Raw genomic sequence first — 12,119 nt, forward strand, 5'->3', positions numbered from 1 at the left:
CGCCTGGGCCTGCTCTTACCTGTTCACCGTTTACAGCCCGCGCAGCGGGCGAATTCACAGCTCGCGCAGCGAGCGGCCCCACCCCAAAAGAAAACGGCGCGGTGAGGGACCGCGCCGTGGACCGTTTTTTGGGGAGTTGAGAGGAACGGTGTCTCGCGTACCGCGCCAGCGGGGAGGGTGCTGGGGGATACGGGACGCATTGTCGCAACGCATCATGACAGGCACGTGACGCCATTTCGGAAGGGGTGATGTGCTCTGCCCGGGGAAATAGCCGCAAAACTTATGCACACCGGCCCAGTGGCGGCCATTCCGGGGCGGGATGTGGCGGCGACCTCAGAAGTGCATTCTAAGCTATTGATTAAATGGCTTTTCAAAGATTTCATTTGCATTTCGCCCGTGAAAAGCTCGCATTCGGGCTTCGTCGCAAAAAACTTTCCCCACAGAGTTATCCACAGGCGGGTCGGTCTGGGGTGGATACGTCCCAGGGACGGTCACGCGATCGCCCAGTGCCCGGCGAAGGGCGCGCCAGGTCGCTTCCCGGCCCGAATTTATGCCCCCGATGACCCCAAGTCGGAAGGCCGGCTCTGCTAGCATTGCCGGTCCTGTCGAACACTGATTTCTTCCCGTGAAACAAGCGCTGCGCGAACTGCTGCTGCAGGCCATTCGGTCCCTGCAAAACGACTCCACCCTGCCCGCCGACCTCGAGGTGCCTAACTTCGTGATCGAGCGTACGCGCAGCCGGGAGCACGGCGATTTCGCCAGCAACGTGGCGATGCTGCTGGCCAAGCCGGCGCGCGCCAAGCCGCGCGAACTGGCGGAGAAGATCGTGGCCGCCCTGCCGACCAACGCCCTCGTGGCAAAGATCGATATCGCCGGCCCGGGCTTCATCAACTTTTTCCTTGCGCCAGGCGCTTACCACGCGGAAGTGCGCCGCGTGATGCAGGAAGGCGATGCCTACGGCCGCAGCAGCATGGGCCAGGGCGTGGTCGCGGGCGTCGAATTCGTTTCGGCCAACCCTACCGGCCCGCTGCATGTCGGTCACGGCCGCGCGGCCGCGATCGGCGACTGCCTCAGCCGCCTGCTCGATGCGGCCGGCTGGTCGGTCAAGCGCGAGTTCTACTACAACGATGCCGGCGTACAGATCCAGAACCTCGCCATTTCCGTGCAGGCGCGTGCGCGCGGCCTGGCACCGGGCGTCGAGGGCTGGCCCGAAGATGGCTACCGCGGTGATTACATCGCCGACGTCGCCAACGCCTATATGGCGGGCGAGTCGGTCGAGGCCGATGGTGAAATCGTCACCGGCGCGCGCAATGCGGAAGATCTCGAAGCCATCCGCCACTTCGCCGTGGCCGCACTGCGCCGCGAGCAGAACCTGGACCTGCAGGCTTTCGGCGTCGGCTTCGACACGTACTTCCTGGAGTCGTCGCTCTACACCGACGGCAAGGTCGACGAGACCGTGCGCGAGCTGGTCGCCCACGGCCACACGTATGAAGAAGGCGGCGCGCTGTGGCTGCGCTCCACCGATTTCGGTGACGACAAGGACCGCGTGATGCGCAAGTCCGACGGCACCTACACCTATTTCGTCCCGGACGTGGCCTACCACCGCAGCAAGTGGCAGCGCGGCTACGTGCGCGCCATCACCGAGCTGGGCTCCGATCACCACGGCAGCCTCGCTCGCGTGAAGGCCGGCCTGCAGGCGCTCGACTGCGGCATCCCCAAGGGCTGGCCGGAATACGTGCTGCACCAGATGGTCACGGTCATGCGCGGCGGCGAAGAGGTGAAGATCTCCAAGCGCGCCGGCAGCTACGTCACCCTGCGCGACCTTATCGACGAAGTGGGCAAGGACGCGACGCGTTACTTCCTGATCTCGCGCAAGGCCGACTCGCAGCTGGTGTTCGACATCGACCTGGCCCGCTCGCAGAGCAACGACAACCCGGTGTACTACATCCAGTACGCCCATGCGCGCGTTTGCAGCGTGCTGCGCCAGGCCGGCGAGAAAGGGTTCACCTTCGATCTGGACAATGGGCTCGCTCAGCTCGCCAGGCTGGACAACGAACACGAGCAGATCCTGCTGACGGAGATGTCGAAGTATCCGGAGCAGGTCGAGGCGGCTGCGGCCAACCTCGAGCCGCACGTGATCGCCAACTGGCTGCGTGAACTGGCGAACGCGTTCCACACCTACTACAACTCGTACCAGTTCCTGGTGGACGACAAGGACCTGCGCGACGCCCGCCTCGCCCTCGTGGTGGCGGCACGCCAGGTGCTCAGGAACGGTCTGGATTTGCTGGGCCTCAGCGCCCCGGAGAGCATGTAAATGGCACCACGCAAGGGCAAAGGCCGTCAGGCCGTGCGCAACAACAGCGGTGGTTTCCCGGCCTGGGGCTGGGCCATCGTCGGCATCCTGGTCGGTGCCGTGCTGATGTTCGCGATGCGTGGCAAGTTGCCGATCGGTGCGCGTCCCAGCGATGCCCCGCAGCCCAATGCCGAAGCCACCGCCCAGCGCGGCAGCGACGCGGGCGCAGTCGAGCCGTCGGCCAACGAATCGGCACCGGCGCCGAAAAAGCCGCAGTTCGATTTCTATTCCGTGTTGTCGGAAAAGGAAGTGCGCATTCCGGATGCTGAAATCAGCGCCCAGGCCCGTGCCGAACAACAGCAGAAACAGGCCGCCGTGCAGCAGGCACAGCAACAGGCTGCCGCCCAGCAGGCGGCCCAGCAGCGCCCGCCGGCCAATACCCCGGCCGCCGTCACCGAAAACATCACCGCCGCACCGGCCGCAACGCCGGCTCCGCAGGCCGCCGGCACGGGCTACCTGCTGCAGGTCGGTGCCTTCCCGAGTGCTGCCGACGCTGAAGCCCTCAAGGCCAAGCTGGCGCTGCAGGGCTTCGTCGCCAATGTCGCGTCCGTCAACGTCAACGGCCAGACCTACAACCGCGTGCGCCTGGGCCCGTTCAAGTCGGCCACCGAGCTGGAGTCGGCCAAGCAGCGCCTCTCCTCGGCAGGCATCAATGCCATCGCCCTGAAGGAAGGCCGCTAAGCGAAGGGTCGGCCTTCACGTCGTTTGGAAAAGCCGTAGCGCGAGCTGCGGCTTTTTTTCTGTCCTGTGTCAGCGTCATACCTCGCGCACTGGGTCAAGATGTTCCTTACGACGGATCGCGCGGAACAAGGATACTCAGGATGTGGGAGACCATGCTTCACCTTCCCGTCTGGCTGCTGGCGCTCTGCCTGCTCCTGATGATGAGCGCCGCCTGGTGCGTTGGACGCCAGGTCCGTGCGTGCGCCGGCCGGCGCCAGACGCATGCATCGGACGACAGCTTTCTGCTGGCGTCGATACTGGGTTTGCTGGCTTTGTCGATCGGATTCGTCCTCGTGCTCGCTCTGCATCGTTATGACGAGCGAGGTGAGCTGGTCGTCAGGGAGGCCAGCGCCATCGATGCCGTCTGGAACCACGCCGATCGCCTGGAAGCCAGCGAGCGCGCCGCCTGGCGCACGCTGCTTCGATCTTACGTCGACGCGCGCCTCGCCTATGGCAGGGCTCCGACACCCATGGAGGAAGAGGCCGGCATCCAGCGCACCGGCGAACTCCAGCAAAAGATCTGGTCGCGGGTGCAGACCGTGTTGCACGACTTTCGCGTGCCACCTGCGCTGACGGAGGCAACGGCGTACATGTTCCAAGTCGCCAGCGCACGGGAGGTATCGCGCAAGGCCCGTCTCCCCGCGACCCTGCTGGCGACCCTCCTCGCCTTTTGCCTTCTCGCCGCCATGCTGATGGGCTTCCGGCGTGGGCACCAGCCCATAGCCAGCGCACTGGCCATACTGCTGATCGTGCTTTCGGTCAGTTGCGTGGCCGACCTCGATCGGCCAGCTTCCGGATCGATCCTGGTTTCCCAGCAGGCGATGCTGGAGGTGCAGAGGGCGCTTCGGGTTTGGTGAAGTCACTCGCTGCGCGAGCGGGTAAACGGTGAACCGCAAACAGGTAAATGCGCGGTGACGCTCTACGCTGTTCACCGTTTACCGCCTGCCCCGCAGGCGGCTTCACAGCGCGGAACGCGTGCCCCTTACTGCTTTCGCTTCAGGCGGATGAGCCCCGAGATGTCGTCATCGCCGTAACCCTGGCTCATCAGGTCCGCGTAATCCGACAGCGAGCGCTCGATCACGCTGCGATCGGTGCCCGCTTCCGTGGCGATCTTGCGCACGATGCCCAGGTCCTTGTGCAGCAGGCCCAGCTTGAAGCCCACCGAGAACTCGTTGCGCAACATGGTCGCGCCGCGCTTTTCCAGGAACCAGTTGCCCGCCGCGCCCGCGCCAAGCGTGGGGATCAGCCGCTCCGGATCCAGGCCCAGCGCCTCACCCAGCGCCAGGCCTTCGCAGACCGCCTGGGCAATGCCGGCCACCAGCACCTGGTTGACTGCCTTGGTCGCCTGTCCCGCACCGATGTCGCCCAAATGGGTGACGCGCAGCGCATATGCCTCCAGCACCGGGCGCGCGCGCTCCAGCACCTCGGCGTCACCGCCCACCATCACGGACAGCTTGCCGTTTCGCGCACCTTCCACGCCTCCCGACACCGGCGCATCGAGGAAATACGCGCCCACGGCCTGAAGCTTTGCCGCAGCGGCCTTGGCGGTGGACGGGGCAACGGTCGAATGATCGATGACGATCGCGCCCTTCTTCAGGTGCGGGGCCAGCGCGTCGACATTGGCAAGCACATCGGCATCCGCCGTCACGCACAACGCGATGACATCGCACTGCGCGGCCAGCTCCGGCAAGGACGGCGCCACCACACCCAGCTCGCGCGCCAGGGCGTCGGCCCTGGACTGCGTGCGATTACCCACGGCATGCAGCAGCCCCCTGGCCTTGAGGTGGCCAGCCATGGGCGCGCCCATCGCGCCAAGTCCGATAAAGGCTGCTTGCAAAGTCATGGGTAGTCCTCAGGTTCGGGGATTTGGACGGCTAAATACCGAGCCGCCCATGGTACTCCTCAACGTCGATGCACGTCGTGTGTCACGAAGGGCTCGTCAGGGGTTGGCGGCGCCAGCCATTGGGGGTGCGCCAGCGTGTGGCGCATGTCGTCCAGACCACTTTGCCAGTGCGTGCGCATGGTGCCGAGGCTGAACTCGTAGTCCTTGTAGTGGCCTTCGTAAGGCTTGTCGCTGTAGATCAGGTGGATCAGGTTGGTCAGTGCTCCCGAGGAACGCGCCTCGGCGCGACGGAACGCCGGGTCGTTATGCCTGTCCGGCGGCACCAGCGCCATCAGGTCATGCAGCAGGCGCTGATTTTCCTGAGTGAGGCGCATGTACTCGGTAATGAGACGCGTGCGACTGGAGTACTGAATCTCCTTGGCGCGTTCGGCCACACCGGCAAGGTCACGCGGAAGCTGGCCCGAGGCGCGCCACAGATCGACCTGGAAGATCAGGGCATCGTGGCACGGCCGATCCGACAACACTTTGTATAGCGGCGTATTCGAGACCATGCCGCCATCCCAGTAGTACTCACCGTCAATTTCCACGGCCGGGAATCCAGGCGGCAAGGCACCGGATGCCATGAAATGCTCCACGCGCAGCTTGCCGCGCCGGTTGTCGAAGTACTCAAAGTTTCCGGTGCGAACGTTCACCGCGCCGATCGACACGCGCAGCCCTTTCGGGTGATTGATCAGATCGAAGTCGACCAGCCGCTCCAGCGTCGCGCGCAACGGCGCGGTGTCATACCAGCTGACCGACGCGGGGCTGGCGGCCTGGCCAAGAAAAGCCGGCGGCATGCGCGGATGAAAGAAGCCCGCCTGACCTTCCCACAGGGCGCGCCATGCCGACAACCCGCTCCACTGGTTCTGCCAGGTGAGCGGCCAACCCGTCATGTCGAAGGTCGGCAGCACAGGAAAGTACGGCTGGCGGGAAATGGTTTCCCAGAACTCGCGCAACCGCTCGACCCGATGGCCCAGCGGGTTGCCGGCAATGATTGCCGCATTCAAGGCACCGATCGAAATGCCGGCGATCCAGTGCGGCCGCAAGTCCGCTTCGGCCAGACCTTCATAAACGCCAGCCTGGTACGAACCCAGCGCACCGCCGCCCTGGAGCACCAGGGCGAGCGTGCCGTAGTTGCCGGCCACGCTGTGCAGCGACGCCGGCCGGTCGTTCATTGCATGTACCAGCCGTGGCTCACCACGATGGATTGGCCGGTGAGCGCGGCGGACGGGAACGTCGCCAGGTACAAGGCCGTCTGCGCGATGTCGTCCACCGTGGTGAACACGCCATCGACGGTGTCCTTGAGCATGACGTTCTTGATGACGTCCGCTTCGCTGATGCCCAGCTCCTTCGCCTGCTCCGGAATCTGCTTTTCGACCAGCGGCGTGCGCACGAAACCCGGGCAGATGACATGCGAGCGCACGTTGTGCGGCGCGCCTTCCTTCGCCAGCGTGCGCGCCAGACCCAGCAACCCGTGCTTGGCCGCGACGTACGCCGATTTCAGCTTCGACGCTTCGTGCGAATGCACCGAACCCATGTAGATCACGATGCCGCCGCGATCGTTCTTGTACATATGCTTGAGCGCGGCCTTGGTAGTGAGAAAACCGCCATCGAGGTGGATGGCAAGCATCTTCTTCCAGTCGGCGAAGGCGAACTGCTCGATCGGATTGATGATCTGCACGCCGGCGTTGGAAATGAGGATATCCAGCGCGCCAAAGGCTTCCACCACCTTGTCGGTGCCGGCATTCACCGCCGCTTCGTCGGACACGTCCATGGCAACGCCGATGGCCTTGCCGCCCGCCGCGTTGATTTCTTTCGCCGCCGCATCGGCAGCCTGCTGATTGATGTCGGCGATGGCGACGCTCGCGCCGTTCTTCGCGTACAGCTCCGCGATCGCCTTGCCGAGGCCACTGGCCGCGCCGGTAATCAGGGCTACTTTGCCGTCGAGACTTGCCATGACCTTTCCTTCGATGGGGATGTTCGGCACAGCGTGACACACGCCATGTGACAGCCGCCATGCTACGAAAGGGCAGGTGAAGGCGCCCGCTACGCGGGCTGTGAGGTCGCCCGCCGTGCGGGCTGTGAACGGTGAACAGTAAGAGCGGGCCACAAGGGACCGTGTGCTCTGCTTTTCTCCGTTCACCGTTTACAGCGCCGCAGGCGCGCCTTGACCGGCGGCGGCCTCACTCCGCCAGGTAGGTGTAACCCGTCAACCCGCCATCCAACGCGGCAAACAGCGCCGTCGCCTCTTCGCCGCCGATGCCGGCGGTGGCGATGCGTTCGCGGTAACTGTCGCGCAGTACGTTGAGGTCGTAGCCGACGTAATCGAGCATCAGGTCGGTGGTGTCGCCGCGACGGCGATGCGCGAAAACATACGAATCGCCGTCGACGCGCACGTTCACTGCATCGGTATCACCGAACAGATTGTGGATGTCGCCCAGGGTTTCCTGATACGCGCCGACCATGAAGATGCCGAGGCGGTAGCTCTCGTTATCCTTCATGGCGTGCAGCGGCAGGCTCACGTCCACGCCTTCGGCATCGACGTAGTGATCGATGCGGCCGTCCGAATCGCAGGTGAGATCGACGATCACGCCGCGACGGGTGGGTTCTTCGTCGAGTCGCGCGATCGGTGCGATCGGGAAGATCTGCTCGATCGCCCAGATATCCGGCACCGACTCGAACACCGAAAAGTTGACGAAGTACTTGTCGACCAGCTTCTCGTCCAGCTCGTCCAGCGCCTGGCGATGCGAGCGCTCGGCCGGCAGCAGGCGGGTGCGCACGGCGTTGGCGATCGCGTAGTACATCTCGTCCAGCTGCGCGCGATCGGCCAGCGGCAGCTGGCCCAGGGCGTACAGGGTCTGGCCTTCCGCGAGGTGATGCTGGGCTTCGTGGAACAGCTCCAGCGCCGGGCGGCTGCCCAGTTCATCGTAGGTTTCGCGCAGGCGGCGCAGCACGGCCGGTTCGTCGTTGCGGGCCGGCGGAATGGTGCCAGCAGGCACTTCTTCGACTTCCGTGACGTTGACGACCATCACCGCGTGGTGCGCGGTCATCGCGCGGCCCGCTTCGGTGATGATGTGCGGCGCGTCCAGGCCTTCCTCGGCCACGGCTTCGGCCAGCGACTGGACGATGGTGGAGGCGTACTGCTCGATCGAGTAATTGATCGAGTTGTGGCTGCGCGAGCGCGAGCCCTCGTAATCCACGCCCAGGCCACCGCCCACGTCGACGATGTCCAGCGGCACGCCCATGCGGCGCAGCTCCACGAAATAACGCGTGGCTTCGCGCATGCCCGCGGCGATGTCGCGCACGTTGGAAATCTGCGAGCCCATGTGGAAATGCTGCAGCTTGAGCGTGTGCATCAGGCCAGCCTGCTCCAGGCGACGCACCAGCGTCAGCACCTGGTTCGGCGACAAGCCGAACTTGCCCTTGTCGCCACCGGTGTTCTGCCACTTGCCGGCGCCAATGGAAGCCAGGCGCACGCGCACGCCCAGCAGCGGCTCGACATCAAGGGCCTTCGCTTCGGTGAACACGTGGTCGAGTTCGGAGAGCTTCTCGATGACGATGTGCACGCGCAGGCCGAGCTTGCGGCCGATCAGGGCCAGGCGGATGTACTCGCGGTCCTTGTAACCGTTGCAGATCACCACGCTACCCGGGCGCGCCATGGCGAGCACGGCCATCAGCTCGGGCTTGGAACCGGCTTCGAGGCCGAAACCATGCTCACCCGCGGCCACCAGCTCACCGGCGACGCCGCGCTGCTGGTTCACCTTGATCGGATAGACAGCCGTATAGCCGGCCGGATAGTTCCATTCGCCGATGGCCTTGGCGAAAGCGTCCTGCAGGCGCTTGAGACGGTCGGCCAGGATGTCGGGGAAACGCACGAGCAGCGGCAGGCGCAGCCCTTCGGCGCGCGCGCGATCGACGATCTCTGGGAGCGAGAGGCTCGGGCCGCTGGCGCCGTGCGGGCGCATGACGATGTGGCCCTTGGCGTCCACGTCCACGTAACCATCGCCCCAGTGCGGGACGGCGTAAGTGTGACGGGCAGCCTCAATATTCCAGTGCTTCGACATGGACAGGTTCCTTGCTTTCGGCGGGCGCAGGCGCGCCCGGAGGTTCATGTCGTCGCAGCGGCGAGCCTTGACGAATAAAGAGCCAGCCGGCCGGAAGCCTCGCACGCCGCGGGGCCGGGGGGCTCGTTTAACTTGTAGGGATGAGCGGATTGTAATGGATCGTGGTGTCAGGGGTATGGCAACCGGGGTGGGGCCGGCCGCTGCGCGGCCTGTGAAGTCGCGCCTGCGGCGCTGTAAACGGTGAACAGGTAAGAGCGGGCCCAAGAAACCGTGAGCTCTGCTTCTCTCCGTTTACCGTTTACAGCCCGCGCAGCGGGCGACTTCACCGGCGGCCCCGCCGCCCTCACAGGGCGCGCCAGCGCCCACGCGACCATCCCACCGCCGCCGACCCCACAAAGGGCGCCCGGCCAGTCCTCTTCACACCCGAACCCGGTACAATTGGCGCCCTTTGCCCCCGCTCCATTCAGGAACAACGCCATGTCGCAGCTCAGCTGGTTCACCGAAGCCCACCAGGCTTCCGGCTCCTCCATCGGTTACCGCGTGGAGAAGCTGCTTCATGCCGAGAAGACCCCGTTCCAGACCATCGAGATCTACCAGACCACCGACTGGGGCAATCTGATGGTCATCGACGGCTGCGTCATGCTGACCAGCCGCGACAACTTCCTGTACCACGAGATGATGACCCACCCGGCGCTGTTCACCCATGCGCGCGCCAAGCGCGTGGTGATCATCGGCGGCGGTGATTGCGGCACGCTGCGTGAAGTGCTCAAGCACGAGGAAGTCGAGTCCGCCGTGCAGGTGGAAATCGACGAGCGCGTGACGCGCCTGGCCGAGCAGTACTTCCCGGAACTGTGCGATTCCAACAACGATCCGCGCGCCGAGCTGCTGTTCATCGACGGCATCAAGTACATGGCCGAAGCCGAGCCGGAATCGCTGGACCTGATCATCGTCGACTCGACCGACCCGGTGGGCCCGGCCGAAGGCCTGTTCAACGCCGCCTTCTACGCCAGCTGCTACAAGGCCCTGCGCCACGGCGGCATCCTGGTGCAGCAGAGCGAATCGCCGCTGGCCCACATCGAACTGATCAAGTCGATGCGCTCGGCCATGCGCACTGCCGGCTTCAATGCCGTGAAGACCTTGCCGTTCCCGCAGCCGTGCTATCCGACCGGCTGGTGGAGCTGCACCATGGCCCGCAAGGGCGGCGACCTGGCCGGCTTCCGCGAGCGCGGCGCCATCAGCAAGAACTTCCCGACGAAGTACTACAACGCTGAAGTGCACAAGGGCGCGCTGGCGCAGCCGGAATTCATGCGCGAGCAGCTCGGCGAGTGAGTTTGGCCGGCGTTGCCGGCCTGGCGGCTTCGCCGCCGTAAACGGTAAACAGTCAACGGGGAAGAGCGGGGCCGCTTCGGCATTCGCTCTTCCCTGTTTTGTTTCCAAACTCACACGCGACCGAACTCCGCTCTTACCTGTTCACCGTTCACCGTTAACAGGCAGCGCAGCTGCCGCCCCTCCCCACGCTCAAAAAAGCGTCGGCCGCACCTTCGGCATCACCACCAGAATGAGCGTCGCTATCGGTCCCAGTACCAGCGACAGCAGAAACCACAGCAATCCGCTGCGATTCTTCCCCTGGGCCAGGCCCGCATTGATCAGTGCAAGGGTGCCCCAGCCCACGAACCAGGGCGCACGCGCGTCCGCCATCATCGACCATTGATCCACTGGCAAGTCTCCTGTGTCACGCAAGGCGCGAAAAAGCTGGCGCCATGCGACGCCGGAAAGGGCCATGCTAACAAGCACGGCGCGGCGGATAAGCCCTGGGCGTCCCCGTGAATCAGGCGGGCTTAATACTTCGCGAGTATGCTGGCCGCTTTGTTACGTCCGGGTTTCGGCGGCTCACGCAGGCCGATACGCGGGGTGTGTCGTCCACGCGGAAGTGACATGCCCCGGGCTACATCCGGGCCCTGAATCGGCTCCCATGGAGAAAAGCATGCGCGGATGGCGCTACCTCGCTCTGGCATTGACCGCCTCGCTCGCAGCGGGCCAGGTCTTCGCGGCCACGCCGGCCGCCAAGCCTGCGCCCAAGACGCAGAAGGCGGAAGCCGCACGCAGCCAGGCCTTGCTGGGTTTCCAGCGCGATCTGGTCAGCGTGATCGCCCCACAGGCCAATGCCATTCCGCTGCTCGGCGCCGCACTGATGGCGCGCCCCCTGCAGAACCAGCCGAAATACAACGACTTCCATACGCTGATCGACCGCGCAGCCCAGGCCTCCGACACCGTTCCGGCGGTCACGTGGATTCGTCTGAGCGACTGCGACACCAAGGCCGATGCCTGCCCCAATCCGGATGCGATGGCCAAGCTGGTCGAACAAGCCCCCGACAACGCCGCCGTGTGGCTACTCAAGCTGGGCATCGACACCCGCGACAAGAACGACAAGGCCGCGCGCGAGGACCTGGCGCGCGCCGCCGCCGCCAAGCTCTATGACGATTACACCGGCGTCAGCCTGAAGGCCCTCGCCAGCACGGTTACCCTGCTGCCGCCGCCGGCTGACGTCATTCCCCCTTTGTCGGCCTCCGGCGCCGCCGGCGTGCAGGTCATGCTCGTCTTCGGCCTGGCCTCGACCCAGCCGCAACCTGGCCTGCAGGCCACGTCCCGCCTGTGCGAAGGCGCCGGTGATGACAAGGCGCTGAAGGACGACTGCCTCAAGCTTGGTCGCACCCTGGAATGGAGCTCCAGCCCGCTGGCCCGCTCCCTCGGCCTGCACCTGCGCGAGGTCCTCGCCGAGGAGCCCGCCCAGCAGGAGGACGCCCGCCGCGCCCGTCGCAACCTGATCTGGCAGGTCCAGAACTTCGCCCAGTTGTCCGCCCGTGCCCAGGGCGATGCGGCCCTGTGCCAGCACATGCTGGCGCTTGCCCGCAGCGGCGGCACGGAAATGAGCCTGATGCTGGCCGCCTTGCGCGATTACAACATCGGCACCGACGCCCCCGCCGACTGGGAACCCTCCAAGGGTTGAGGTGAGGCCGGCGGCGCCGCCTGTGAGGTCGCCCGCTGTGCGGGCTGTAGACGGTGAACAGTAAAAGCAAAGCGCGGGGTCACCCGAGCCTGC

The 12,119-nt window shown here is 65.3% G+C and carries 10 protein-coding genes; 5 read left to right on the plus strand and 5 right to left on the minus strand.

Annotated features, from left to right (window positions below):
- Window positions 1–625 precede the first annotated feature (625 nt).
- From argS to EYV96_RS17495, 3 genes are all read left to right on the plus strand, one after another.
- Window positions 626–2,314, plus strand: coding sequence for an arginine--tRNA ligase (gene argS / locus EYV96_RS17485; protein ID WP_131152884.1), 1,689 nt, complete (start codon window positions 626–628; stop codon window positions 2,312–2,314).
- On the plus strand, window positions 2,315–3,034 hold the full coding sequence (locus EYV96_RS17490; RefSeq protein WP_131152885.1) for an SPOR domain-containing protein: 720 nt from the start codon (window positions 2,315–2,317) through the stop codon (window positions 3,032–3,034).
- A gap of 152 nt (window positions 3,035–3,186) precedes the next feature.
- Window positions 3,187–3,930 carry a bestrophin-like domain gene (locus EYV96_RS17495; RefSeq protein ID WP_131152886.1) on the plus strand — a complete coding sequence of 248 codons (744 nt, stop codon included), beginning with the start codon at window positions 3,187–3,189 and terminating at the stop codon, window positions 3,928–3,930.
- 125 nt (window positions 3,931–4,055) lie between these two features.
- Here EYV96_RS17495 and EYV96_RS17500 read toward each other — a convergent pair whose 3' ends face one another.
- The 4 genes from EYV96_RS17500 to speA all read right to left on the minus strand — a co-directional run bounded on the left by EYV96_RS17500 (window position 4,056) and on the right by speA (window position 9,019).
- Window positions 4,056–4,916 carry an NAD(P)-dependent oxidoreductase gene (locus EYV96_RS17500; RefSeq protein WP_131152887.1) on the minus strand — a complete coding sequence of 287 codons (861 nt, stop codon included), beginning with the start codon at window positions 4,914–4,916 and terminating at the stop codon, window positions 4,056–4,058.
- Between the two features lie 59 nt (window positions 4,917–4,975).
- Window positions 4,976–6,130 carry a DUF3734 domain-containing protein gene (locus EYV96_RS17505; RefSeq protein WP_131152888.1) on the minus strand — a complete coding sequence of 385 codons (1,155 nt, stop codon included), beginning with the start codon at window positions 6,128–6,130 and terminating at the stop codon, window positions 4,976–4,978.
- Window positions 6,127–6,912: a 3-hydroxybutyrate dehydrogenase gene (locus EYV96_RS17510; protein ID WP_131152889.1), complete on the minus strand. Its 786-nt coding sequence runs from the start codon at window positions 6,910–6,912 to the stop codon at window positions 6,127–6,129. The genes EYV96_RS17505 and EYV96_RS17510 overlap by 4 nt, the downstream gene beginning before the upstream one ends.
- A gap of 226 nt (window positions 6,913–7,138) precedes the next feature.
- Window positions 7,139–9,019: a biosynthetic arginine decarboxylase gene (gene speA, locus EYV96_RS17515; protein WP_131152890.1), complete on the minus strand. Its 1,881-nt coding sequence runs from the start codon at window positions 9,017–9,019 to the stop codon at window positions 7,139–7,141.
- 477 nt (window positions 9,020–9,496) lie between these two features.
- On the opposite strand from speA, the gene speE reads away from it, so the two are divergent.
- Complete coding sequence (speE, locus tag EYV96_RS17520; RefSeq protein ID WP_131152891.1) at window positions 9,497–10,348, plus strand: polyamine aminopropyltransferase; 852 nt, start codon at window positions 9,497–9,499, stop codon at window positions 10,346–10,348.
- Between the two features lie 189 nt (window positions 10,349–10,537).
- Here speE and EYV96_RS17525 read toward each other — a convergent pair whose 3' ends face one another.
- Window positions 10,538–10,720, minus strand: a complete 183-nt coding sequence (locus EYV96_RS17525) for an antitermination protein NusB (protein WP_165488734.1) — start codon at window positions 10,718–10,720, stop codon at window positions 10,538–10,540.
- 283 nt (window positions 10,721–11,003) lie between these two features.
- Here EYV96_RS17525 and EYV96_RS17530 point away from each other — a divergent pair, with 283 nt between their 5' ends.
- Complete coding sequence (locus EYV96_RS17530) at window positions 11,004–12,026, plus strand: hypothetical protein (protein WP_131152892.1); 1,023 nt, start codon at window positions 11,004–11,006, stop codon at window positions 12,024–12,026.
- Window positions 12,027–12,119 lie beyond the last annotated feature (93 nt).

Source organism: Dyella terrae (assembly GCF_004322705.1).
GTDB lineage: Bacteria > Pseudomonadota > Gammaproteobacteria > Xanthomonadales > Rhodanobacteraceae > Dyella_D > Dyella_D terrae.

Bases quoted from the DNA above. Each gene is read 5' to 3' on its own strand.
- EYV96_RS17490 (WP_131152885.1), top strand. From the start codon at position 2,315: ATGGCACCACGCAAGGGCAAAGGCCGTCAGGCCGTGCGCAACAACAGC.
- EYV96_RS17495 (WP_131152886.1), top strand. From the start codon at position 3,187: ATGCTTCACCTTCCCGTCTGGCTGCTGGCGCTCTGCCTGCTCCTGATG.
- EYV96_RS17500 (WP_131152887.1), bottom strand. From the start codon at position 4,916: ATGACTTTGCAAGCAGCCTTTATCGGACTTGGCGCGATGGGCGCGCCC.
- EYV96_RS17505 (WP_131152888.1), bottom strand. From the start codon at position 6,130: ATGAACGACCGGCCGGCGTCGCTGCACAGCGTGGCCGGCAACTACGGC.
- EYV96_RS17510 (WP_131152889.1), bottom strand. From the start codon at position 6,912: ATGGCAAGTCTCGACGGCAAAGTAGCCCTGATTACCGGCGCGGCCAGT.
- speA (WP_131152890.1), bottom strand. From the start codon at position 9,019: ATGTCGAAGCACTGGAATATTGAGGCTGCCCGTCACACTTACGCCGTC.
- speE (WP_131152891.1), top strand. From the start codon at position 9,497: ATGTCGCAGCTCAGCTGGTTCACCGAAGCCCACCAGGCTTCCGGCTCC.
- EYV96_RS17525 (WP_165488734.1), bottom strand. From the start codon at position 10,720: ATGATGGCGGACGCGCGTGCGCCCTGGTTCGTGGGCTGGGGCACCCTT.
- EYV96_RS17530 (WP_131152892.1), top strand. From the start codon at position 11,004: ATGCGCGGATGGCGCTACCTCGCTCTGGCATTGACCGCCTCGCTCGCA.